Source organism: Photobacterium marinum (assembly GCF_000331515.1).
GTDB classification, from domain to species: Bacteria; Pseudomonadota; Gammaproteobacteria; order Enterobacterales; family Vibrionaceae; genus Photobacterium; species Photobacterium marinum.
In genome coordinates this window covers 153,258-178,211 of sequence record NZ_AMZO01000020.1, presented here as the reverse complement: position 1 = coordinate 178,211, position 24,954 = coordinate 153,258, and the positions used below count along the sequence as shown (strand labels likewise).

Annotated in this window: 19 protein-coding genes; 15 read left to right on the top strand and 4 right to left on the bottom strand. The window is 48.1% G+C overall.

Annotated features, from left to right (window positions below; translation table 11 throughout):
• Positions 1-62: 62 nt before the first annotated feature.
• The 5 genes from purL to glnB all read left to right on the top strand — a co-directional run bounded on the left by purL (position 63) and on the right by glnB (position 10,553).
• Positions 63-3,983 (top strand): phosphoribosylformylglycinamidine synthase, encoded by a 3,921-nt coding sequence (purL, locus tag C942_RS13975; RefSeq protein ID WP_007466649.1) that lies wholly within the window; start codon positions 63-65, stop codon positions 3,981-3,983.
• 460 nt (positions 3,984-4,443) lie between these two features.
• Positions 4,444-8,574 carry a hypothetical protein gene (locus C942_RS13970; RefSeq protein WP_036800195.1) on the top strand — a complete coding sequence of 1,377 codons (4,131 nt, stop codon included), beginning with the start codon at positions 4,444-4,446 and terminating at the stop codon, positions 8,572-8,574.
• 223 nt (positions 8,575-8,797) lie between these two features.
• The gene (locus C942_RS13965) at positions 8,798-9,493 is read left to right on the top strand and encodes an HAD family hydrolase (protein ID WP_007466644.1); all 696 of its coding nucleotides are present in this window, start codon (positions 8,798-8,800) and stop codon (positions 9,491-9,493) included.
• Between the two features lie 187 nt (positions 9,494-9,680).
• A complete protein-coding gene (locus C942_RS13960) occupies positions 9,681-10,103 on the top strand; it encodes a hypothetical protein (protein WP_232428178.1) in 423 nt (140 codons plus the stop codon).
• 111 nt (positions 10,104-10,214) lie between these two features.
• A complete protein-coding gene (gene glnB / locus C942_RS13955; protein ID WP_007466642.1) occupies positions 10,215-10,553 on the top strand; it encodes a nitrogen regulatory protein P-II in 339 nt (112 codons plus the stop codon).
• 217 nt (positions 10,554-10,770) lie between these two features.
• Here the strand turns inward: glnB and C942_RS13950 are convergent, their stop codons facing one another.
• Positions 10,771-11,382: a YitT family protein gene (locus tag C942_RS13950; RefSeq protein ID WP_007466641.1), complete on the bottom strand. Its 612-nt coding sequence runs from the start codon at positions 11,380-11,382 to the stop codon at positions 10,771-10,773.
• A 455-nt stretch (positions 11,383-11,837) separates the two neighbouring features.
• Here C942_RS13950 and glyA point away from each other — a divergent pair, with 455 nt between their 5' ends.
• From glyA to C942_RS13900, 10 genes are all read left to right on the top strand, one after another.
• A complete protein-coding gene (glyA, locus tag C942_RS13945) occupies positions 11,838-13,088 on the top strand; it encodes a serine hydroxymethyltransferase (protein WP_007466640.1) in 1,251 nt (416 codons plus the stop codon).
• A 212-nt stretch (positions 13,089-13,300) separates the two neighbouring features.
• A complete protein-coding gene (gene nrdR / locus C942_RS13940; RefSeq protein WP_007466638.1) occupies positions 13,301-13,750 on the top strand; it encodes a transcriptional regulator NrdR in 450 nt (149 codons plus the stop codon).
• 52 nt (positions 13,751-13,802) lie between these two features.
• Entirely contained in the window at positions 13,803-14,930 is a 1,128-nt protein-coding gene (ribD, locus tag C942_RS13935) for a bifunctional diaminohydroxyphosphoribosylaminopyrimidine deaminase/5-amino-6-(5-phosphoribosylamino)uracil reductase RibD (RefSeq protein WP_007466636.1), read from the top strand.
• A gap of 20 nt (positions 14,931-14,950) precedes the next feature.
• Positions 14,951-15,607, top strand: coding sequence for a riboflavin synthase (locus C942_RS13930; protein ID WP_007466634.1), 657 nt, complete (start codon positions 14,951-14,953; stop codon positions 15,605-15,607).
• A gap of 34 nt (positions 15,608-15,641) precedes the next feature.
• Positions 15,642-16,745 carry a bifunctional 3,4-dihydroxy-2-butanone-4-phosphate synthase/GTP cyclohydrolase II gene (gene ribBA, locus C942_RS13925; protein ID WP_007466632.1) on the top strand — a complete coding sequence of 368 codons (1,104 nt, stop codon included), beginning with the start codon at positions 15,642-15,644 and terminating at the stop codon, positions 16,743-16,745.
• 206 nt (positions 16,746-16,951) lie between these two features.
• On the top strand, positions 16,952-17,422 hold the full coding sequence (ribH, locus tag C942_RS13920) for a 6,7-dimethyl-8-ribityllumazine synthase (protein WP_007466630.1): 471 nt from the start codon (positions 16,952-16,954) through the stop codon (positions 17,420-17,422).
• Positions 17,422-17,889: a transcription antitermination factor NusB gene (gene nusB, locus C942_RS13915; protein ID WP_007466628.1), complete on the top strand. Its 468-nt coding sequence runs from the start codon at positions 17,422-17,424 to the stop codon at positions 17,887-17,889. Before ribH ends, nusB begins: the two co-directional genes overlap by 1 nt.
• 58 nt (positions 17,890-17,947) lie before the next feature.
• The gene (gene thiL / locus C942_RS13910; protein WP_007466626.1) at positions 17,948-18,922 is read left to right on the top strand and encodes a thiamine-phosphate kinase; all 975 of its coding nucleotides are present in this window, start codon (positions 17,948-17,950) and stop codon (positions 18,920-18,922) included.
• 3 nt (positions 18,923-18,925) lie between these two features.
• Positions 18,926-19,411 (top strand): phosphatidylglycerophosphatase A, encoded by a 486-nt coding sequence (pgpA, locus tag C942_RS13905; protein WP_007466624.1) that lies wholly within the window; start codon positions 18,926-18,928, stop codon positions 19,409-19,411.
• Positions 19,412-19,590: 179 nt separating this feature from the next.
• On the top strand, positions 19,591-21,660 hold the full coding sequence (locus C942_RS13900; protein ID WP_007466622.1) for a hypothetical protein: 2,070 nt from the start codon (positions 19,591-19,593) through the stop codon (positions 21,658-21,660).
• A 49-nt stretch (positions 21,661-21,709) separates the two neighbouring features.
• Here C942_RS13900 and dxs read toward each other — a convergent pair whose 3' ends face one another.
• The 3 genes from dxs to xseB are packed head-to-tail and all read right to left on the bottom strand — an operon-like array spanning position 21,710 to position 24,731.
• Positions 21,710-23,569: a 1-deoxy-D-xylulose-5-phosphate synthase gene (gene dxs, locus C942_RS13895; protein ID WP_007466620.1), complete on the bottom strand. Its 1,860-nt coding sequence runs from the start codon at positions 23,567-23,569 to the stop codon at positions 21,710-21,712.
• Positions 23,570-23,593: 24 nt separating this feature from the next.
• Positions 23,594-24,496: a (2E,6E)-farnesyl diphosphate synthase gene (ispA, locus tag C942_RS13890; RefSeq protein ID WP_036800190.1), complete on the bottom strand. Its 903-nt coding sequence runs from the start codon at positions 24,494-24,496 to the stop codon at positions 23,594-23,596.
• Positions 24,489-24,731, bottom strand: a complete 243-nt coding sequence (xseB, locus tag C942_RS13885; RefSeq protein ID WP_007466616.1) for an exodeoxyribonuclease VII small subunit — start codon at positions 24,729-24,731, stop codon at positions 24,489-24,491. The genes ispA and xseB overlap by 8 nt, the downstream gene beginning before the upstream one ends.
• Between the last annotated feature and the right edge of the window lie 223 nt (positions 24,732-24,954).

The window sequence follows — 24,954 nt, the reverse complement described above, 5'->3', positions numbered from 1 at the left end:
TGCTGAACCGGGATTAGGTCAATATCACCTTCATTCAACTGCTAATCGAGAGACGTACGCACATGGAAATTTTGCGTGGTTCACCCGCACTGTCTGAGTTTCGCGTTAACAAGCTACTGGAGCGTTGCCGCGAATTAGAGCTGCCTGTGTCAGGCATTTATGCTGAGTTCATGCATTTTGCTGAACTGTCGGCACCGCTGAATGCCGAGGAACAAAATAAGCTGGCCAGCTTGCTGACCTACGGCCCTACGATTGCAGAGCATGAGCCAACCGGTTTGTTGCTGCTGGTTACCCCTCGTCCGGGTACTATCTCCCCGTGGTCATCTAAATCGACCGACATCGCCCATAACTGTTCCCTGAATCAAATCAAACGCCTTGAGCGCGGTACGGCATATTACGTAGAAACCACCGCTGATCTGAGTGAAGCCCAGCTTGCAACCCTGAAAGGATTGCTTCATGACCGCATGATGGAAGTGGTGTTTACCGATATGGAAGCGGCAGCTGCGCTGTTCAGTCATGCGGAGCCTGCACCGGTGAAATGTGTTGATATCCTTGCCGGAGGCCATAAGGCGCTTGAAGATGCAAACGTTACCCTCGGTCTGGCACTGGCTGAGGATGAAATTGATTACCTGGTGGAAAACTTCACCAGACTGGGCCGTAACCCGAATGATATCGAGCTGATGATGTTTGCTCAGGCGAACTCTGAGCACTGCCGTCATAAGATTTTTAATGCAGACTGGACTATCGACGGTGTTGAACAGGAAAAATCCCTGTTCAAGATGATTAAGAATACCTTTGAGCAGAACAATGATTATGTTCTGTCGGCCTACAAGGATAATGCGGCGGTAATGGAAGGCTCGAATGTCGGCCGTTTCTTCCCGGATCCAAATTCCCGCCAGTACAACTACCATCAGGAAGATGCCCATATCCTGATGAAAGTGGAGACCCATAACCACCCGACGGCGATTTCGCCATGGCCGGGAGCATCGACCGGATCCGGCGGTGAAATTCGTGATGAAGGGGCTACCGGTATCGGCGGTAAACCGAAAGCTGGCCTAGTTGGCTTTACTGTTTCTAACCTGCGTATTCCTGACTTTGAACAGCCATGGGAAACCGACTTTGGTAAGCCGGGCCGAATTGTCAACGCGCTGGATATTATGCTGGAAGGCCCGCTGGGCGGTGCTGCATTTAATAATGAGTTTGGCCGCCCGAACCTGCTGGGTTATTTCCGTACTTATGAAGAAAAAGTCAGCTCCCATAACGGTGAAGAAATTCGTGGTTACCATAAGCCGATTATGATTGCTGGTGGTATGGGTAATATCCGTGCCGAGCATGTTCAGAAGAAAGAAATTCCGGTTGGTGCGAAGCTGATTGTGCTGGGTGGTCCGGCAATGAATATCGGTCTTGGTGGCGGTGCCGCGTCTTCCATGGCGTCTGGTCAGTCAGCCGAAGATCTGGATTTTGCATCGGTGCAGCGTGAAAACCCGGAAATGGAACGTCGCTGTCAGGAAGTGATCGATCGCTGCTGGCAGATGGGTGAAGCCAATCCGATTGCCTTTATTCACGATGTGGGTGCGGGCGGTATCTCTAACGCCTTGCCTGAGCTGGTGGATGATGGTGAACGTGGCGGTAAGTTCCAGCTGCGAGAGGTGCCGAATGACGAACCGGGTATGAGCCCGCTGGAAATCTGGTGTAACGAATCTCAGGAACGCTATGTGCTGGCTGTTGCCGCAGAAAATATGGAGACCTTTGACGCTATTTGCCAGCGTGAACGTGCACCGTATGCCGTGGTTGGTGAGGCCACTGAAGAGCGTCATCTGACACTGGAAGACAGCCACTTCGACAACACCCCAATTGATATGCCAATGGATATCCTGCTTGGTAAGCCGCCAAAGATGCACCGTGACGTGAAATCACAGAAGGCAGAAGGCAAAGCGATTGAACGTAGCGGTATTGAATTGGAAGAAGCGACTCACCGGGTGCTCCGTCTTCCGGCTGTAGCAGAGAAGACGTTCCTGATCACTATCGGTGACCGGACTGTGACAGGTCTGGTTTCCCGTGATCAGATGGTCGGTCCGTGGCAGGTTCCAGTTGCCAACTGTGCCGTTACTGCTGCCAGTTATGACAGCTACCATGGTGAGGCGATGGCAATGGGTGAGCGAACACCGATTGCATTGCTGGACTTTGCCGCTTCTGCTCGTATGGCTGTCGGTGAGTCGCTCACTAACATTGCCAGTGCCGATATCGGTGATCTTAAGCGCATCAAGCTTTCTGCAAACTGGATGTCTCCGGCGGGTCACCCGGGTGAAGATGCCGGTTTGTATGATGCGGTGAAAGCGGTCGGTGAAGAGCTGTGTCCTGCACTGGGCCTGACGATTCCTGTCGGTAAAGATTCCATGTCGATGAAAACCAAATGGGAAGATAATGGCAAACAGAAAGAGGTGACTTCGCCGCTGTCACTGATCATTACCGCATTTGGCCGTGTCGAAGACATTCGCAAGACAGTTACTCCTCAGCTTCGTACTGATAAAGGTGATTCAAGCCTGCTGCTGATAGACTTGGGTTGTGGTCAGAATCGCCTGGGGGCTACTGCTTTGGCACAGGTTTACAAGCAGTTGGGTGACAAACCGGCAGATGTCGATAGTCCGGAGCTACTGAAAGGTTTCTTTAATGCGATTCAGACATTGATCCGCGACGGTAAGCTAATGGCTTATCATGACCGTGGTGACGGTGGTTTGTATGTCACGCTGGCAGAAATGGCTTTTGCTGGTCATACCGGGGTGGAAGTCGATATTAATACATCAGACAACGATGAATGTGATGATGTGTTGGCGACGCTGTTCAACGAGGAATTGGGCGCGGTGATTCAGGTACGTACTGACGAACTTGATGCTGTGCAGTCGGTGCTTGCAGCCAACGGTCTTGAAGCGTGCAGCCATGTTATCGGTACAGTTGTTGATGAAGATGTGGTTCGCATCTGGAATGGTAATGATCGTGTGCTGGAGCAGAGTCGTACTGAGTTGCGTGCAATCTGGGCTGAGACTACTTACCAGATGCAGGCGATGCGTGATAATCCGGCGGGCGCGCTACAGGAATTCGAAGCTAAGAAAGATGCAGCGGATCCGGGCTTGAATGTAAGCCTGAGTTTTGACATTAATCAGGATGTTGCCGCTCCGTTTATTGCTGCACCAGCTGTTAATAAAGGCACCAAGCCGCAGATGGCTATCCTGCGAGAGCAGGGCGTTAACTCGCATGTTGAGATGGCGGCAGCATTTGATCGTGCCGGCTTTGATGCTAAAGACGTGCATATGAGCGATATCCTGTCCGGTAAGGTGGCTCTGGACGGCTTCAATGGCTTGGTTGCTTGTGGTGGTTTCTCCTACGGTGACGTATTGGGAGCTGGTGAAGGCTGGGCGAAGTCGGTCCTGTTCAACAATATGGCTCGTGATCAGTTCGAAGCTTTCTTCCACCGCAATGACACTTTTGCCCTTGGTGTGTGTAATGGTTGTCAGATGATGTCGAACCTGCGCGATCTTATCCCAGGGGCGGAGTTATGGCCGCGTTTTGTCCGCAATGAGTCAGAGCGTTTTGAAGCCCGATTCAGTCTGGTTGAAGTGCAGCAAAGTGATTCACTGTTCTTCAATGGCATGGCGGGCTCTCGAATGCCGATTGCGGTATCACACGGTGAAGGTCGGGTTGAGGTTCGCAATGCGGAACATTTGGCGGCGATTGAACAGTCCGGTACCGTGGCACTGCGTTATCTGGATAACTATGGCAATGCGACAGAAAAATACCCGGCTAATCCGAATGGTTCACCAAATGGTATTACCGGTCTGACAACACAGGATGGTCGCGTCACTATTATGATGCCGCACCCTGAACGCGTATTCCGAACTGTGGCTAACTCCTGGCATCCGGATGACTGGAATGAGAACAGCCCGTGGATGCGAATGTTCCGAAATGCACGAGTAAACATGGGTTGATTAACACTTTGATTTTGGGTCGTATTTGACTCATAAAAATCAATCAAAAAAGGCGTTGAGCACACTTTTTGCTCAACGCCTTTTTATGTATGACCGACTGCTTTTTTATTCACCAATTCAATAAGCACATCCGACCTCTCAGTAAGGGCCGCTCTGTATAATCCCGCTCCTTTCGCGGGAAGTATATTTGTATGACTATTCGGTTTGGTCATATCAACTGGTTGAGTATTCAAGTCCTGAATTCTGTCAGTACCTTATTTTACTTCTGAACGTCCATTACATAGTTCCACACCCAAATTCTGAAGTTTATTGTCGGCAGTATTTCTGCGGTTAATGATGATGTGATGAATTTGGCTGTGGCACTGTTTAGATTAATTGGTGTCTAGTGCTTTGTAATTCATCTCAATCTATCAAACGATCTCGCCGTCTGTCTCTGAAAGATAGTGTGGTAATTCTGGCTATGAGTGCGTCTGTAACAGGCTGTTTGGATAGCTCATCTTCAAATGCCGGAGATCAGCCGCATGTGGTTTTTGCGCCGTATAGTCAGCAAATGGATTTGGTGAATGACTTACGCTTTGAAGCCCGCTTTGCTTCGGGTGTGAACTATGAAACAGCCGATGACGGTGTGGTAAGCGTCAATGGTCGTCGTGGTCAGACGCTAGCACATAGCGATGGCTTTTCAACTACAGCGCAGTTTGATGTCACTTTTAGTAAGCCATTAGATCCTGGTAGTGTGGTCTTTTCGGGGGCGGCTCAGAACGTGTTTGTGTTGCCGTTGAAATCAAACAGCAATGATTATATTGCGTTGGAAAGTTACCAGGGTAATGCCAGTAAGTTGATTGATCGCGCAAAACTGGCCCAGCAGCAGATCCGCGCTAATGTTGTAACTTTGGATGGTGAAGCTAATGTTTTGCGCATCAGCCCATTGGTACCGCTTTCACCGAAAACCAAGTACTTGGTGATCCTGACTAATACTCTGCGTGACATTAATGGTCAGTCAATTGTTCCATCTGATGATTATTACAATTTCAGCCACTCTCAGTCGCAGGAATCTGGTTCATCAATCCCGGATGCGGTTGCTCGCTGGCATAGTATGGCAACCGATGCTTTGACTGCAATTGCCGGTGGTTTTGTGGAGAAAGGCAAGTCTACTTATTTGTCCGCTGAACGCCGAAAAGCAGGCGAGCAGGTGGCTCATGCCTTCACTTTTACAACGACAGCTGGCACTGAGGTGCTGGAAGCATTGGCAAGTCCGAAAGCGGCTCTGATCAACCAGGGACTGACTGAGCAGGAAGCAGATGAATTACTGGCTTCAACGGTTAATGGTAATGCTGTTCCTCAACCACGTAAGGTGGGGATTATCCGTCGCGATCTGTCTATTGGTGATATGCTGGATCCTTTTCTGCAGAAGCTGGGTGTAGTTTTCAACTCTTTGGACAGCCGTGCGCTGGCACATCAATTTAATATGCCAGTGGAGCAAATTGATCAGCTTAAATTACAGTACAAAGATTTTAAGCTGGATGGCGATCTGTTGGATCAGTTGCTTTCTGATGGCTTTAAAGATCCAACTACTGGTTTTGTCCTAAGTTCTGCTTCTTTTGGCTATCCAAAAATCAAATTCGCTCAGGGACATATCACGCTGCCGTATTACCTTGCTGCGCCTGATTTAGACAATAATGGTCATATTACACCGGGCTCGCTGACATCATTTGGTAATGATGAATGGCAATACGGCGATCCGGGACAGACAGCAACGAGCACAAGTGCCCAGGCTGCTTTCCCGTATCCTGAGCAGCAGGCCGAATACAAAGTTCCTTTCTTGGTGACATTGCCTGAAGCAAGGCACAAACCGGCACAGGGCTGGCCGGTTGTGATTTTCCAGCATGGTATTCTGGGTGACCGTAGTAACAGCTTCCCGGCCGGTATGGCATTAGCATCACTGTGTGATAAAGAGCGTCCGCAAAATGATTGTTTTGCGACGATTGCAATGGACCTGCCGCTACATGGTATTTCGCCTCAGCTGTTGGTGGGTACTGCCGCAGTACCTTCACCGTTCATTGGTTTTGGCATGGATTCACTGCGTAAAGAAACAGATGAGAAGTTGAAGGCTTTGGATCCGTTGGCTCCGGATTATCAGCAGCAAAAAGATAAGCTTGATGCACGCATGGAAGAAATGGACGGTATCGTTGAGCGTCATTTCAGTGCGACACGTACTCCAACAGGTCAGATGAAGCAAATGAGTTGGGACCTTGCTTCGCTTGAAGGCAGCTCAGGTTCAACCTTTATGAACTTCAGTAATGTGCTGAGCCAGCGTGATCGTATGCGTCAGGCGATTTCAGATCTGCTGAACCTGAATGCCACACTGAAAGACATCGATCTTGATGGTGATGGTATCGGTGATTTTGATACCAGCCGGGTTTATTTTGTCGGCCATTCTCTGGGTGGTGTATTGGGTATGCCGTTTGTGGCGGTTAATAATGACCTTTTGGTTCATCAGTACAATCCGAATCTGCCTAAAATTCAGGCGGCTGCCTTTTTAACCACCGGTGGTGGTGTACCAAAACTGTTGGAGCACTCACCGAGTTTCCGCCCCGAAATTCTGAGAGCATTGAAGCACCTAGATGCTGATCAGTCACTTACTCTGGGTTCAAAAGCGTTTGAGCATTATTTCTATACTCTGCAGAGTATGATCGATGGTGCCGATCCGCTGAACTATGCCGCTAAGTTAAAAGCGAGTGATACTGGTATTTATATGGCAGAGGTAGTCGGTGGTGCACCTGTTCTTGATGCCTATGGTTATCAGCAGTACAGCGCAGACGGAAAACCAATGACAACACTGCCAGATCAGACTATTCCGAACAGCGCTGACGGTAAGCCGACTGCACCATACAAAGGCAGTATTGCAGCACCGTTGGCGGGGACTGAACCTATGGTTAAGTTGATGGGACTGAAGTCGTTAAGATCTGATGAGGTAGTTTCTGATGATTATTCAGTAAACCGTGGTTTTTCTGTAAACGCAGAGCATGGTTATCCGCTTAAAGTGGTAGCGCGATTTAACCGTGGTACTCATGTTTCTCCCGTAATGGCGTTAGATAATGTTCAGCGCATGCTGGTGGATAACCAAAAGTTGGTGGAAGCATTTAAATCCGGTGGTATGGGTAAGGAACACCTGTCTCTTATTTACTTAGCCGCAGACTCCTTTAAGCGTTCTGGCGGGCTATTCGTTGAAATGACTGGCCAGGTGAGTGACTTCTTTACCAGCAATGGCCAGAAAGTGGCGGTTAATGACGCTAACTTCCTGAGTCAGAAGGATCCACATGAAGGTGATATACCATTGCCACCAGTGACCCTGGTTAGCAAGCTGCCGGTGACATGTAAAGTTGGCGAAGCATGTATCATTGATAACGATGATGAGGCATTTGAAACTGTGGGGAACTGGACATATCAGACTGATCGTCCAGGTGATACAGAAGGGCGCACTTATGCTTATGCTTCGGGTAGTGGCTCAAATTACTTTGCTCATGCAGCGTGGTGGTTCCGTGTAGATAAAGCCGGGACATACCGTGTGTCGATGCGTACACCGTCAAAATTTGTCAAAACAGAAGATTCATGGAATCCATTAAACAAGGTTACTCCGCATGGAGCAACAACCGGGGCTCGTTATAATGTGTTCTCAACGGTTGGTGAGTCTCAAGATAGGATGTTTAACCTAGTTGAAGGTGTGAATAACAAGGCGCCATTTGACTATCCGCTAGCACCAAACGGTGAGTATGTTGAACTGGGTGAGTTTGTTTTTGATATCAACCATGATTACAAAGTAACGGTGCATAACCGTAGTGTTGAAATCATTACAGGTCCGTTGATGGCGGATGCCGTTAAGATTGAGTATGTATCCGGTAATACAAACCTGTCTGCTGGCGGTGAGCTGGAGCGTTTGATTGCGCACACGGAACATTTGGTTGCAACTGCACAGATTGGAGATAAGCCGGGGCAATATACAATTGAAGAGCCGGTACGTAAGCTGGAAGCTGTATTGGAAGGTGTGAAGACATTTACTTTTGACAACACGATGTCGACGGAAAAAATGTTGGCATTCAAGATTCAGTTTGATAAAGCTCTTAGTGAGCTTGAAAAGAGTAAAGTAGCCCAGCCGCCTGTTGTTGGCATTGAACGTGATGGCAGACTGATGAGTCATCGTTCGGAGAACTTTTCGGTCAATGTAGAAGGTGAGTTAAAGTCTGACAGTTATGGTCAGGATGGCGCTGATTATCTGTTCTTTACTGATACATCTGCTCAGGCAGAATGGACATTTATGGTAGCTGAAAGTGGCCGGTATAAGGTTGAGTTTAATTCGCCTGGCGGTTTTGGATGGTCACATGGCTATGGTTCGAAGCAAACTAAGTATGAGTTGCTTAATGGTCATCAAGTACTAGCTGAGAAGTTAGTTAGCCTATATGACAACCCTCACTCTTTTGAGGCGTTAGCTACAGTTTCTTTAGTTAAAGGGCAACAGTATAAAGTTCGAGTTAGCAATCCTTACGGATCTTACGGTATTGCTGCTGATGCAATTAAAGTGACTTACCAGCCATAAACTTCGCTTGGAAAAGTAATTAAAATGATTAAACCGCCCTTCGGGGCGGTTTTTTTGGCCAAAGAAAGCGGTTGTTATTGAGTACCTTATCCAGTTAAAGAGCAGTATAAAATCACCATCGATGAGACAGAAGTTTATAGAGTTTACCTATTTCACGAAATTTTCTCGTCATTATGAATAAGATGAAATTAAGCTGAGAGTATGGTGTTGTGGGGTAGGGCCTATGATTTTTTTCGATCTTGATAATACCTTGCTGGATCACGATGGCGCGGAGCGAGATGCCATACGCAGTTTTTTCGCGAGTTATCGTAATAGCATAATTCCTTACCCGGACACGCCGGAGCAGCTTTGGCGGGAAATTACCGACAAACACCGTGCTCGATGGCGCTCCGGTGAGCTGAATTTTGAAGAACAACGCCGGGCGCGGATCAGTGAATTGTTTGAACGACCATTAACAGTTGCTGAAGCTGATCAGCTCTTTGCTGAGTATTATGATATTTATCGTCGTCACTGGCGGCTATTTTCTGATGTCGAGCCGGCGCTGAAACAGCTGCACACACTCTCCCCCCTTGCTGTTATTACCAACGGCTTTAACTCACAACAAACAGCAAAGCTGCGAGAGACAGGAATATTGGATTATTTCAGCCTGGTTATGACCTCAGAACAAGCCGGGGTAGCCAAGCCGGATCCTCGAATATTCCAGGCTGCGATAAATTCAGCCAAAGAAAGCCCGGAGGATTGTTGGTATATCGGTAATCACCCTGAAAATGATGCATTGGCGGCTCAACAAGTCGGGATGAAAGCTGTCTGGCTCAATCGCTATGGAAGTGATACTCGATCCGAAATTCGGCCCGGAACTCGGGTTGTACGTTCATTAACGGGCTTTGCAGATTTAGTGAAAACCACAATGTGTATATAGGCAGGCATGTAAGTTGAACTAATAAGTTATCTGATGTCTATTAAGAAATTAATCAAAGAGTGTGATGTGGGTGAGGTATTTGTCATATTTTTAAGTTGAGTCATTGCTTAAACCCACATAGAATCTGTGGCTTATTTTTTGAGCAGATGGCTTGTTGACTAATCATTGTCACGGAAGAGAGATGGGTATGGAATATCCCAACAACAATGGAATGGTAAGTGCAGCTAAGGGCTTGGCTGTGCTGGTGGTTATCTGCCTGCTTCGTTATTTCGACACTTTTGCCGTTATTTTCAGCTTTAACCAGGTGGGAATTGTGCCAAGTATTGTCGCTATCCTTGTTCTGCTTTCTGGTGTGTTAGCTACGGTCGGCTTGATTCGAGGCCAGATGTGGGGATTTATCCCGCTTTATTTTTTCATTCCTGCCGTCACTTTGTTTTTTAAATTCAGTCTTATCCCATTTTTACCTTCACTGGTGGAGCCGGAATATCGCCGGATAGCCATTGTCGCTCTCAACAGTATTGTCTTAGTCTATGCTGTGTTATTGCTGCTTAGAATGATGGACTCAGAAGTTATTGTTCATACCGAAAAACCGCATGCAAAAGGCTGGTGATCAGATTGAGCTTTCAGCCTCAAATCTGTGATAATACTGACCAATATTAATCAGGCAGTTGGTGACGCCTGGCGCACCGGTGGATCTCTGCTCAGAAAAGGACGATGAAAGATGAAGAAAATTGAAGCTGTTATTAAGCCTTTTAAGCTTGATGATGTTCGGGAAGCTCTGGCAGAAGTTGGTATCACAGGCATGACTGTTTCCGAAGTTAAAGGTTTCGGCCGTCAGAAAGGTCATACCGAGTTATACCGCGGTGCAGAATACATGGTGGACTTTCTGCCAAAAGTGAAACTTGAAATTGTTGTAGCAGACGAAGTGGCTGATCAATGTGTCGATACCATCATCGAAACAGCGCAAACCGGTAAGATCGGTGACGGTAAGATTTTCATGTTCGATGTTGAGCGCGTTGTGCGCATCAGGACTGGTGAAGAGGATGAAGACGCCATCTAAAATTCTTTTTCTTTGCTGTTTCATCCTTTATCTGCATCGGAAGTGCTCATTTATGCTTATAAACTCCGCGCTTCCTCTTTGCTAAAGAATGATACAGCTTTGCAAAAGAAATTTTAGGATCCGGAGCGAAAAACGCGTTATCTAACAAACAGAAGTAAAAAAGGCTTGTCATATGACAGGCCTTTTTATTATTTCTCGCTAATTTGCCAGCGTTGCATTAACTTGCGACAGCTGCTCCCTGGTAGCGGCCTGGTTTGTGGTTCATGGCTAGCACCAGGTTCAGTATGATCGCGCCGATTACTGAGCAGCCGAGGATAACCGGGCTGACCAGAAAGAAAGAGGCGATCAAAATACTGATATCAATTCCCATCTGAAGTTTGCCTGCCGACATACCAAACTTTTCCTGCAGATACAGCACCAGGACATTGAAGCCGCCTAGGCTGGTTTGGTGACGGAATAGGATCAGCATACCCAGTCCCATCAAAAGGCCACCGATCACTGCGCAGTACATTGGTTCAAGGCGGCTGATTTCAAGCACATGGTGAAGGTTATCTGTAATTACAGATACCATACCACCAGAGAGAATGCTGGTAATGGCAAAGCGTTTGCTCATCCGGAACCAGGCCATTAGGTAGAATGGTGTATTGAGCAGGAAATACAGCTGGCCGAAAGACAGGTCGATAAACTGACTTAGTAACAATGCCAGTCCGGTGGTACCGCCAGTTAACAGGTCTGCCTGCTGAAGAAAGAACACCCCTTGCGAAACGACAAAAGTACCGGTAAGGATCGCAATAATATTTTCTTTTCGGGAGTGATAATAACCGCTCAACTCAATTCTCCTTATTTTTGGGAGGCGCAATAATAAGTTGGAACTGTTATAAAAAAGAAGACAGAGCTGGAAAGAGCCTGCCGAGCTGTGTAAGGTGCTGTTTACGAAAATGTAAATGATAATCTTCCCTTTGCACTTGTATTCTGTCTAAATGGGTATTTATTGATATTGGTGAGGCATTCACCAAGATGAAAATAATTCATGCAATTGTTGAAAATTTAGAAACAGAAATGACAATAAAAAGCTAAATCAGGGCTATCTGATTTAGATCAAATTATGTAATATACAGCGTTAGATATTGGCGGAACGAAAACGTTTGCGTCCAGGCGGCGCCTAGCTTTGTGGTTTTGCCTTTTTGATAGAAAAATAGTGATTACCACCAGTTCACATAAGGTTTTGAAATATCCAGGTGATTATGTGAATTGTATGAGAACAATCTGAGTCAGGAGATACAGATGCTAAAACGCGACATGAATATTGCCGATTATGACGCAGAACTTTTTGCAGCCATTCAGGAAGAGACTGCGCGTCAGGAAGAGCACATCGAGTTGATTGCTTCTGAAAACTACACCAGCCCGCGTGTAATGGAAGCACAAGGTTCTCAGCTAACAAACAAATATGCCGAAGGTTACCCGGGCAAGCGCTACTACGGCGGTTGTGAGTATGTCGACAAGGCTGAGCAGCTGGCTATTGAGCGTGCTTGCCAACTGTTTGGTGCAGAGTATGCGAACGTTCAGCCACACTCCGGTTCGCAGGCGAACAACGCAGTTTACATGGCACTGCTGAATGCCGGTGATACTGTTCTGGGTATGAGCCTGGCACATGGCGGTCACCTGACTCACGGTTCACCGGTAAACTTCTCTGGTAAGCTTTATAACATCATCCCTTACGGTATCGATGAAAACGGCCAGATTGACTACGCCGAAGTGGAAGCGCTGGCACTAGAGCACAAACCGAAGATGATCATCGGTGGCTTCTCTGCTTATTCTCAGGTTGTTGACTGGAAGCGCATGCGTGAAATCGCCGATAAAGTTGGTGCGTACTTCTTTGTTGATATGGCGCACGTTGCCGGTCTGATTGCTGCTGGTGTTTACCCGAACCCGGTTCCTCATGCTCATGTAGTGACTACAACAACTCACAAAACGCTGGCGGGTCCGCGTGGTGGTCTGATTCTGTCAAGCGCAGGCGAAGACTTTTACAAGAAACTGAACTCAGCAGTATTTCCTGGTGGTCAGGGTGGCCCGCTGATGCATGTTATCGCAGCTAAAGCGGTGGCATTCAAAGAAGCAATGGAGCCGGAATTTAAAGAATATCAGGCTCGCGTTGTAGAGAATGCTAAAGCAATGGTTGAGGTGTTCATGGAGCGCGGTTACAAGATTGTTTCCGGCGGTACTGAAAACCACCTATTCCTGGTTGATTTGATCGACAAAGGCATTACCGGTAAAGAAGCTGATGCGGCGCTGGGTTCTGCAAATATTACTGTGAACAAGAACAGTGTACCGAATGATCCTCGCAGCCCGTTTGTAACTTCGGGTATCCGCGTTGGTACACCAGCGATCACTCGTCGTGGCTTTACGGTTGATGATTCGAAAGCTCTGGCAGGTTGGATGTGTGATGTGATGAATAACATCGAGAACCCGGAAGTGATTGAAGCAACAAAAGAAAAAGTACTGGAGATCTGTAAACGCCTTCCTGTTTATGCATGATTTTCCGGGCATTTTAATGCTTCGGACATAGTACTGAAAAAGGTGCATTAATCGCAACGAAAAGGGCATGCCACCAGGCAGGCCCTTTTTTATTACGCTATTTCCATTGGTTTTTGCCTTTTTGCAGCATAAATAGCCAGAAAAAACACCTGAATACTCTCTATATATGACTGAAATGGGTTACACTGAGTCGACGAATTTGAGGAGGCATGATGCATTGTCCTTTTTGTGGTGCAAATGACACCAAAGTAATCGATTCCCGTCTGGTTGCAGACGGCCATCAGGTCCGTCGTCGCCGCCAGTGTTTGGCCTGTAATGAACGTTATACAACGTTTGAAACTGCAGAACTTGTGATGCCGCGGGTAATTAAAACCAACGGCAACCGCGAACCGTTTAATGAAGATAAGCTTCGCGGTGGTATTCAGCGTGCACTGGAAAAGCGTCCGGTCAGCACTGATGACATTGAACGTTCAATTAATACGATTAAATCCCGTCTTCGTGCGACAGGTGAGCGCGAAGTGCCGTCAGAAATGATAGGTAATCTGGTGATGGAAGCGCTGAAAGAGCTGGATAAGGTTGCTTATATCCGGTTTGCTTCTGTTTACCGAAGCTTTGAAGATATTCGTGAATTTGGTGAAGAAATCGCCAAGTTGGAAAAGTAAGTGAGTTAACGTTGTTTCAACCGATAACTCCGTGAAGTGAAAATGAAGCCAGATGTTCTCATCTATTGATCATGCCATGATGCTGCGTGCCATTAAGCTGGCAAAACGTGGCCGATTTACGACTGCTCCGAATCCGAATGTTGGCTGTGTTATTGCCCATGGCGAAGATATTGTGGGCGAAGGATATCACTACCAGGCCGGGCAGCCTCATGCCGAAGTGTTTGCCTTGCGTGCAGCCGGAGAAAAGGCTCACGGGGCGACGGCGTATGTGACCCTTGAACCCTGTTCTCATTATGGCAGGACTCCGCCGTGTGCCGAGGCATTGGTAAAAGCCCAGGTTTCCCGTGTTGTCTGTGCCATGGTCGATCCCAATCCGCGCGTTGCCGGACGGGGAATTAAGATGCTTCGTGATGCCGGTATAGAAGTTCAGATCGGTTTGCTTGAAGCGGAATCCCATCAGCTAAATGTCGGTTTTATCAAACGCATGAAAACCGGTATGCCCTTTGTTCAGCTTAAACTGGCTGCCAGCCTTGATGGCCGTACAGCTCTGGCCAATGGTGAGAGCAAGTGGATCACCGGTCCTGACGCCCGTGCCGATGTGCAGCGCTTCCGAGCACAGGCCGGCGCTATTCTTTCTACCAGTGCGACCGTACTGGCCGATGACCCTTCATTGAATGTCCGCTGGAGTGAATTGGGCGAGACAGTCCAGAATTCATATCCTGAATCATCCCTTCGTCAACCTTATCGAGTGGTGGTTGACAGTCAGAATCGTGTCACCCCTGAACATCGGCTTTTTGATTTGCCGGGGAACATTTACCTTGCGCGTACAAGTCTGGGGGATGAAGTCTGGCCTGAGGCTGTCGAACAACTGGTAGTTCCAGCTGTGGGTGACGATAATCAACAGGTTGATCTTGAGGCTCTGCTTCGGGAGTTGGCCGGTAAGGATATCAATCATATCTGGGTTGAAGCCGGTGCCGGTTTAGGCGGGGCTCTGTTGTCGGCCGGACTGGTCGATGAGCTGATTTTGTATCAGGCGCCTAAACTGATGGGGAGCGACAGTCGTGGCTTGGTTGATCTGAATGGGTTAACTGCGATGACTCAAGTTCCAGAGTTGGACATTACCGACGTTCGCATGGTTGGCCCGGACATCCGGATCACCGCCCGAATCAAACAAGTTTAACGATCAAGGAATTTTAATTCATGTTTACAGGCATTATTGAAGCAGTTGGCACTATTACAGCACTGACACCAAAAGGTGCCGACATTTCTGTGACTGTTGATTCAGGCAAGCTTGATTTGTCCGATGTAAAATTGGGTGACAGTATTGCGACCAACGGTGTATGCCTGACGGTAGTAGAGCTTACAGGTAAAGGTTATATTGCCGACTTGTCGCTGGAAACCCTGAAGCGTACGGCCTTTGTTGATTACAAAGCCGGTCAGAAGGTGAATCTGGAAAAAGCCATGTTGCCGACGACCCGTTTCGGTGGTCATATGGTGTCCGGCCACGTTGATGATGTTGCGGAAATTATTGAGCGCACTCATACCGGCCGCGCGATTGAGTTTTGGGTAAAAGCGCCTGCTCATTTGGCCAAATATATTTCAGAAAAAGGCTCGGTGTCTGTAGATGGCATCAGCCTGACCGTTAATGCGATTCGCGGTGATGAATTTATGCTGACTATCGTACCGCATACCGCCGCTGAAACGACGATGGAATCATTCCAGGTTGGCCGTAAGGTGAACCTTGAAGTCGATGTGATTGCCCGTTACCTGGAGCGCCTAATGTTGGGTGAAAAGGCGGCGGGTAAAAAGTCAGAAGTAACGATGGATCTGTTGGCTAAAACCGGTTTCTTAGGTTAAGACTCAGGATACAAGGTTTATAAAGGGGATTGTTATGGCACTAAGCAGCGCAAAAGAAATCATTGAAGATATCCGACAGGGTAAAATGGTGATCCTGATGGATGATGAGGATCGCGAGAATGAAGGCGACCTGATCATTGCTGCCGAGAAAATCACCCCGGATGCGGTTAACTTTATGGCGACCCATGGCCGCGGCCTGATTTGCCTGACTCTGACTCAGTCACGCTGCCGTCAGCTGAACCTGCCGTTGATGGTGCAGGATAACAGCGAACAGTTCAGCACTAACTTCACCATTTCAATTGAAGCGGCAGAAGGGGTGACGACCGGTATTTCTGCGGCTGACCGCGCCCGTACCGTTCAGGCGGCAGTGGCATTGGATGCGACATCGGCTGATATCGTGATGCCGGGGCATGTTTTCCCGCTGATGGCCCAGGAAGGCGGGGTACTGACCCGCGCAGGCCATACTGAAGCCGGTTGTGATGTTGCCCGCCTTGCCGGTCTGGAACCGTCAAGTGTAATTGTTGAAATACTCAATGAAGACGGCACCATGGCCCGTCGCCCGGATCTGGAAGTGTTTGCTGAAAAGCATGGCCTTAAATTAGGTACTATCGCGGATTTGATCGAGTACCGTAACAATAACGAAACTACCATTGAGCGTATTGCTGAGTGTAATTTGCCGACTGAGTTCGGTGAGTTTGAGATGATCACCTACCGCGATACGATCGATAACCAAGTTCATTACGCATTGCGTAAAGGCAAGGTGTCTAAAGATAAACCCGCGATTGTGCGAGTTCATCTTCAAGATACGTTTAAAGACATTCTCCACTCTGGAGCAACCCAGTGGACACTGCCGACTGCGATGAAACGTATCGCCGATGAAGGCGGGGTGCTGGTGGTTCTGAGCCGACACGAAAGCCAGGAAGCGGTGATCACTAAGGTGAGAAATCTTGCCGCGCAATCGAGCGGCCATCCTGTGGTGAAACTGAATCCGAAAGATCAGTCGCGTCAGGTCGGCGTCGGTTCTCAAATCCTTGCGGATATGGGAGTGGCGAAAATGCGCTTGCTTTCATCCAGCTCTCAGCGTTATCACTCGCTGTCAGGTTTTGGCCTCGAAGTGGTCGAATATATTTGCGAATAATGCAGCAGGCAATATTGCAGGCTTGCAAAAATAATCAGGTGCCCGTTTCTTAACGGGTGATAACAATTAATCGGTTAGGACAGTGGTTAACCATCGGCTTTGGGGATTATGCCAGGCAAGGCAATATGTCAATTGGTATAAGTATCAAAGTGTGATAGACTCCCGCGGTTTCTCAAACCGGAAAAGACATAGTCACAGGAAGGCCCATGAAGGTAATTGAAGGCGCCATCGCGGCACCAAACGCTAAAGTTGCTATCGTAATTGCACGTTTCAACAGCTTTATCAATGAAAGCTTGCTTTCAGGTGCGTTGGACGCGCTGAAACGTCAAGGTCAGGTAAGCGATGACAATATCACTGTTGTTCGTTGCCCTGGTGCATACGAGCTTCCGCTGGTAACTCAGCAGGTTGCCAAGAGCGATCGCTATGACGCGATTGTTGCACTGGGTTCTGTGATTCGTGGTGGTACTCCACACTTCGATTATGTTGCCGGTGAGTGTACAAAAGGTCTGTCGCAAATCGCACTTGAGTACAATACTCCAGTTGCGTTTGGCGTACTGACTGTTGATTCTATCGAACAAGCCATTGAGCGTGCCGGTACCAAGGCTGGTAACAAAGGGGCAGAGGCTGCACTAAGCGCGCTTGAAATGGTTAATGTCCTGTCCCAAATTGAATCCTAATGGGGGTTACTGTGAAACCAGCCGCACGTCGTAATGCACGTCAGTTTGCCGTTCAGGCAATTTACTCTTGGCAGATCACTAAAGGTAATGTTGCAGATATCGAGCAGCACTTCCTATCTGGCGATAATTTTGAAGAAGAAGAGCACCAGGCAGACGCGCCTGTGCTAGCAGTACCACAAACAGACGTTGCATACTTCCGTGACCTGTTAACTGGTGTAGTACTGAACCATCAGGAACTGGATAGTAAGATGCGTCCATATCTGTCTCGTCCGCTTCAGGATCTGGATCAGATGGAATTGGCTCTGCTTCGTCTTGCTATGTACGAAATGGTGAAGCGTGATGATGTTCCTTACAAAGTGGTAATCAACGAAGCAATCGAACTGGCGAAAGCGTTCGGTGCTGAAGACAGCCACAAGTTTGTGAACGGTGTACTTGATAAAGCTGCACCATCACTTCGCAAGAAGTAATCGAATACGATTCCAGAGGCCAGCTAAGCTGGCCTTTTTTTTGTCTGAAGAATTCAATATGGCTAGTAACGAATTTGATCTTATTGCCCGCTATTTCGAGCAGCAGAAAGTAAGTCGCCGTGATGTTGCTTTGTCTATCGGGGATGATTGTGCTTTGCTTGAAGTCCCTGCGGGTAGTCAATTGGCTGTCAGTACCGATTCTCTGGTGAGCGGCACTCATTTTCTTTCTGATGCTGATCCGGTCTTAGTTGCCCATAAAGCTCTTGCTTCCAATTTAAGTGACTTGGCCGCAATGGGTGCAACCCCTGCTTGGGTATCGCTGGCGCTGACCATGCCGGGTCCTGATGAACTATGGTTGAAAGCTTTCTGTGAGGGCTTCTTTGCCCTGGCGGAGTATTACAATGTTCAGCTGGTTGGTGGTGATACAACTAAGGGGCCGCTGAGTATCACGATTACCGTGCACGGTTTTGTCCCGCAGGGGCAGGCGTTGACTCGAAGCGGTGCAGAAGCCGGTGATTGGGTGTATGTGACCGGTAACCTGGGTGACAGCGCTGCAGGATTGTCTTTACTGCTGGGAGAGAAGAGCACGGATGATGAAAGCCTGAAGGCCACATTGCTGGAGCGTCACTATAAAGCCCAGCCTCGAATTCTGGCCGGACAGGCATTGCGCGGTATTGCATCGGCGGCACTGGACATCTCTGATGGCCTGATTTCCGATCTCGGCCATATTCTTGAGCGTTCCGGGCTTGGCGCTGACATTGAGGTTGATAAAATACCGCTTTCACCTGAATTATGTCAGTTTGAATCCGATGAAATAAAAGCTTGCCAGATGGCACTTAGCAGCGGTGAAGAATATGAGTTGTGCTTTACGGTGCCGGAGCAGAATCGCGGTGCACTGGACACAGCGCTCGTTCATTCCGGTGTGAAGGCGACCTGTATAGGACAGCTGCGTTCAGGAGCGGGGATCCGACTTGTCCGGGACGGGCAGGAACTTGACTGGCATCTTCACGGCTATGACCACTTTGCGGAGTAAGATGTGGGAAATCCAAAAGATAAAATTAATTTAAAAAATCCTTGGCACTTATTAGCAACAGGATTCGGCAGTGGTTTGTTTCCGGTCGTGCCGGGCACAATGGGCACCCTGGCTGCGATTCCGTTTTATTTACTGCTTGCTCAGTTGCCGTTTGCTGCTTATTTGATGATTATTCTGGTTGCTTCTCTGATTGGTATCACCATATGCCAGAAGACATCAGATGATATGGGCGTTCATGATCACGGTAGTATCGTCTGGGATGAGTTCGTCGGTTTCTGGATCACTATGGCGGTAGCTCCGGTCATGACCTGGCAATGGGTGTTGGCCGGTTTTGTGCTGTTCCGTTTTTTCGATATGGTCAAGCCATGGCCTATCAGCTGGCTTGATAAGCATATTCATGGCGGGTTGGGGATCATGGTTGATGATATCCTGGCCGGTTTTATGGCCATGATTGCCTTGTGGGGTGTCGGATACGCCATGGGGTGGTAAGCCTTCCCAATATTTATAAATTCAAAGCCGTGCAAGATGCACGGCTTTTTTATTTGCTCATAAAATCAACATGCTAACCATTCATCGTCTAGGCTTATCGTTATATCAGATTTGATTTGGTTGGAGCGGTTCGTAGTGCTCGGCCTCATTTTTGTAACTCTATGATTAAGCGGGGTTCTATGTTGGCGCATTGGGCGAAAGGGTTAATGTGGGGGCTGGTTGCCTTACCGGTGTTTGCTGATGTTTATCCGTCAACAGGGACTGCCTGGGTATTGCCGGGAGGATGGGCAGATCCTTTAGCAACGTCTTACTTTGATACGGCTGATGAAGTTAAAGAGTGGGAGGCGACTCACGCAGATATTGTATTTGGAAGCATGAAGGATGTTGATACCAACCTTGAAATGATCGCTATGGGTTATATGTATACCCAGAAGCTTGATTGCCGCCCCGGTCGTCGTTCAGCCTGGCTCAGTAAACATACTGCTGAAGAGGGTATCGATATGGAAGATGGTTTTCTACATTTTTCTGAAGATACTGTTTTGACGGTCAATAACCCAAGTTCAGGCTTAGATTATTTACTTGAAGGTAAGCCCTATCATTTATTGTTGATCCGTAATGATCAGTTTTCGACTGCCCGTTTGCCTCTGACTTTGCAGCCAGAAGATGAAATAGTAGTTTTTTCTTCTTATCCTTTTGATGTCCTTGATGTTCAGGCCACTGCGACGCCGCTGGTAAAGCGAAATTTGAGCGATGATGAAGGTAACATTGCTGGTTGGAAAAAGCTGAAAGTGGATTGGGAACTGAACATCGGGGCGGATAAAAAAGGGATAAGCCAGAGTATTAGCGGTAAGTTGGCACTTACCAAATCATGGTTGAGTGCATGGCCGTATTATCGCCAGCGTAAACTAAACAGCGGTAAGGTTGGTTTGGATGAAGGGCTAAAAACCTGGATGGTTAAATTGTCCTGGTCTCAGGAAACGACGTTGAATTCATTGGCTATTAAGCCATGGCTTTTACTGGATAATCAGCAGATGACGGTTCCTGGCTGGGATGCCACGAATGATGCAAACGGTGACGGTTATGTGAATGATCGTGAGTTTTCCAAGCGTGCAAACACTCGTGCCAGTGCCCGCTTTCGTCATCAGGCCCGTTTGATCCCGACCGTGAATATGTGGCCGGGAACATGCTGGCATCGAGTTAATTTTGCTAACGAGAAATTCAACGACTTGCATGCCAATTGGTACCGGGAAGATTGGCAGCAGCAGGGCTTAAGCGGTGCTTATAACGATGATATGGCAAAACTGCTGGGTGCCAATCAGTTTGAGGTTACCTCTGGCGGTGGGATCATTGAAATGCCTCATAAAGCCGGAACTGAAGCCGCTGAAAGTGCTTACGCAATTAAGCTTGCTGCATTTTTGCAGCAGATAAAGAAGAAAACCCAGACGCAGTGGCTGGCAGCGAATATTTCTGAACTTAATTTGTGGCATTACTCAGCCTGGCCGCCCGAGTTACAGAATGTCGTTGATGTCTGGTTAAGAGAACACTATCTGACACCGGCAATGGGGCTGGAGCGTTTGCAACAATCCTGGGATAGTTTTGCTTTATCAAAAGCCGGTGATAAGAGCCTGCTCATGGCATCAATGAAAGGGGGAATGAGTGAACTTAAACCTTCTGAACCAGATGCCTGGCATAGAGATATTGAAACCGGGCTTGCCCTTTATTATCTGTTTAATTTACCTGGCTACACCTATTACCATAGCTGGAATCAAACTTATGTTTATGGCAGCGGCAACACTTCCCTGAAGAATTGGTATCGGGCTGGTATACCCAAAAACTGGGCTTATCAGCCGTCAGCGATGTTGGAAGTGGATATCGGCCACCCAGAAGTCGCACCTAAAGGATATAAAACGGTTTTTTGGGATAACAAAAATGCCAAAGTGAAATCAACTGCCTACCTGATTACCGATATTCCGATCAGACCTGCTGATTGGTTCTGGTTGTATCGTGCTGGCTGGTTTGGTGCTATTCCGAAAGAAGGGGTGATTGCTCGCAGTTATAGCGACGGTTTGGTGCTGTATCGTGGAGTCAGGGAGCGAAATGACAAAAGCTTTTTGATGGCAAAACCACTTCGGGTATCACTGCCTGGTGAATATCAACGTGTCAGTTATGACGGTTCATTGAGCGAACCTTTAAGTTACATTGAGATTGGCGGTTATGAAGGCGTTGTACTGAAAAAGGTGAACAATTGATTGAGATGGAAGCCTAGTACCGAGAGATCTCGGTACTAGGCTCTTGTTCTTAATCCATATATTCGCGGATCTGTTTTTCGATCCCTGGACCGTCAATTTCCAGCATTGCATGCAGTTCAGCCTGAGTGCCCTGCTCAATGAAGCGGTCAGGAAGGCCGATATTCAGTACTGGCTTCAGTACCTTCTGCTTCATCAGGAATTCATTGACACCGCTGCCAGCACCGCCGGCAATGGCGTTTTCTTCCACTGTCACCAGTACGTCGTGTTTAGCTGCCAGTTCTAGGATCAGGGCTTCATCTAACGGTTTGACAAAGCGCATATCGGCAACGGTTGCATTGAGGTTTTCAGCCGCTTCCAGTGCATAGCTCAGGGTTGTACCGAAGTTCAGGATCGCAATACGTTCACCTTCACGGCGTACAATACCTTTACCGATTTCCAATGCTGTCATTTCACGCTCAGGTGTTACGCCAGTTCCGCTGCCGCGAGGGTAGCGAACGGCGCTTGGGCCTTTATGGGTATGGCCGGTGTACAGCATCTGGCGACATTCATTTTCATCGCTCGGTGTCATGATCACCATATTCGGAATGCAGCGCATGAAGCTCAGATCGAAAGAGCCCTGGTGAGTTTGGCCGTCGGCACCAACTAATCCACCTCGGTCAATGGCAAACATTACAGGCAGATCCATAATGGCTACATCGTGGATCAGCTGATCGTAACCGCGTTGCAGGAACGTTGAGTAAATCGCGACAACAGGATTATAGCCACCGATGGCCATACCTGTTGCCAGCGTAACTGCATGTTGTTCTGCAATCGCAACGTCGAAGTATTGCTCCGGGTACTTTTTCGAGAAGCCAACCATACCAGAACCTTCGCGCATCGCAGGAGTGATAGCCATCAGCTTTTTGTCCTGTTCTGCCATATCACACAGCCAGTCGCCGAAGACATTGGAAAATGTCGGCTTGCTTGGTGCTTTAGGGATCGGATTTTGGCTCAGATCGAATTTAGGAACCGCATGGTAATTGATAGGATCGGCTTCTGCCGGCGCATAACCTTTACCTTTTTTGGTCATAATGTGAAGGAACTGCGGACCTTTCAGGTTACGCATGTTCTTCAGTGTTTTGACCAGCTCTTCAACATCATGACCATCAACCGGACCAATGTAGTTGAAGCCAAGTTCTTCGAACATGGTGCCTGGAACAACCATGCCTTTCAGGTGCTCTTCTGCACGCTTAACCAGTTCTTTGATTGGCGGAGCGCCGGACAGTACTTTTTTACCACCTTCGCGGATGGTGGTGTAAAGGCTGCCGGAAAGCAGCTGAGCAAGGTGATTGTTGAGTGCACCGACATTTTCTGAAATCGACATTTCATTGTCGTTCAGGATCACCAGCATATCTGAGTGGATATCACCAGCGTGGTTCATTGCTTCAAAAGCCATACCGGCAGTGATAGCACCGTCTCCGATGACACTGACGACTTTACGGCCAAGGCCTTCTTTTTCAGCGGCAATTGCCATACCCAAGCCAGCGCTGATAGAAGTTGATGAGTGACCGACGGACAGAACGTCGTATTCACTTTCTCCACGCCATGGGAACGGGTGAAGCCCGTCTTTTTGGCGGATAGTTGACATCTGTTCACGGCGACCGGTCAGAATTTTATGCGGGTATGCCTGATGGCCAACATCCCAGATCAGGTGATCAAACGGGGTATTGTAAACATAATGCAGGGCTACAGTCAGCTCGACAGCTCCCAGGCCAGAGGCAAAGTGGCCGCTGGTCTGGCTTACTGATTTCAGCAAGTAGGTGCGTAGCTCATCACATACTGCCGGCAGGCTTTCAGCTGGCAGCAGTCGAAGTTCATCTGGGGTATTTGCTAAAGCCAGATGAGGGTATTTTGAAATATCCAGTGTCATAACAGTACGGCGCTTTTACTGATTTTAGTTATTGCGCTCGATGACGTATCGGGCAAAAACTTCTAATTGGTCTGTATTGTAGGGTATTGCATCCAATGCTTGTAGCGCTTCTTTATATAACTGCTGCGCTTTTACCCTGGCTCCTTCTAATCCCAGTAGTGCCGGATAGGTGCTTTTTTCCAGTTCTAGATCAGAACCCTGCGGCTTGCCGAGGGTTTCGGTATCACTGGTTACATCAAGAATATCATCCTGAACCTGGAACGCCAGGCCGATAGCATCAGCATACTGGTTGAGTTGCGGTAATACTGTGACCCCTTTATCACCTACAGCCAGGGCTCCAAGGCGAATAGCACAGCGGATCAGGGCTCCGGTTTTGTGTTTATGGATATTTTCCAGCTGTTCTAGCGACACTTGTTTGCCTTCAGCTTCTAGATCCAATGCCTGGCCCATACACATACCGGCGGATCCGGATGCTTGCGCCAGTTCGGCAATCATTTTTACCCGGTATTTCTCACCGTGCTCGCTGAGTGGGCCGGAAGCCAGGATTTCAAAAGCCAGGGTTTGCAGAGAGTCACCGGCCAGAATGGCGGTCGCTTCATCAAAGGCAATATGGCAGGTTGGCTGACCGCGGCGTAGGTTGTCATCATCCATTGCAGGCAGGTCATCATGGATCAGGGAATAGGCATGAATACACTCAACTGCTGCTGCCGGAGTATCCAGCTCTTCACTACTGGCTCCCAGCATCTCTCCTGTGGCATAAGTCAGGAACGGGCGGGCGCGTTTGCCGCCAAGCAGGGTGCCGTGTTTCATTGCCTTTATCAGGGGTTGATCTGCAAAAGGCTGGGCGGCAAGCCACTCGGCAAGTCGCTGGTTATTACGCTCTGCGTAATACTGCAAAGACTGTGACAGAGTCGAAGAGTTATTCATTATTTGCATCAAATTCAGTCAGAGGGGATTCATCATCTGCCTGAAGCAGAATTTCTACACGCTGCTCGGCCTGGGTCAGCTTTTGTTGACTGCAACGGGCAAGTGCAATACCTCGTTCAAACTTTTTCAGCGCATCTTCCAGCGCAATCTCACCGGATTCCAGCTCATTTACGATGCTGTCCAGTTCATCCAGTGCGGCTTCAAACGCCATATTTTCTGGTTTTTTAGCTGCCATAAGGGGTTCACTTTGAGTTAAGTGCAGGAAAAATAACGTAGAGACTATTCAGGGTCAAATTATGTCACAGGATTCTGTGTAACCGACAGTTATTTTCGATTTTTGCTGAGAGAATACTAAACCAAATCGGCCTTGTGCCGATATAGTCTCTGGACGATCATCGCTGAATCGCAAGATGGTTGTTCAAATTAATACCGAGTTCGATAGAATACTCGTTGATAAG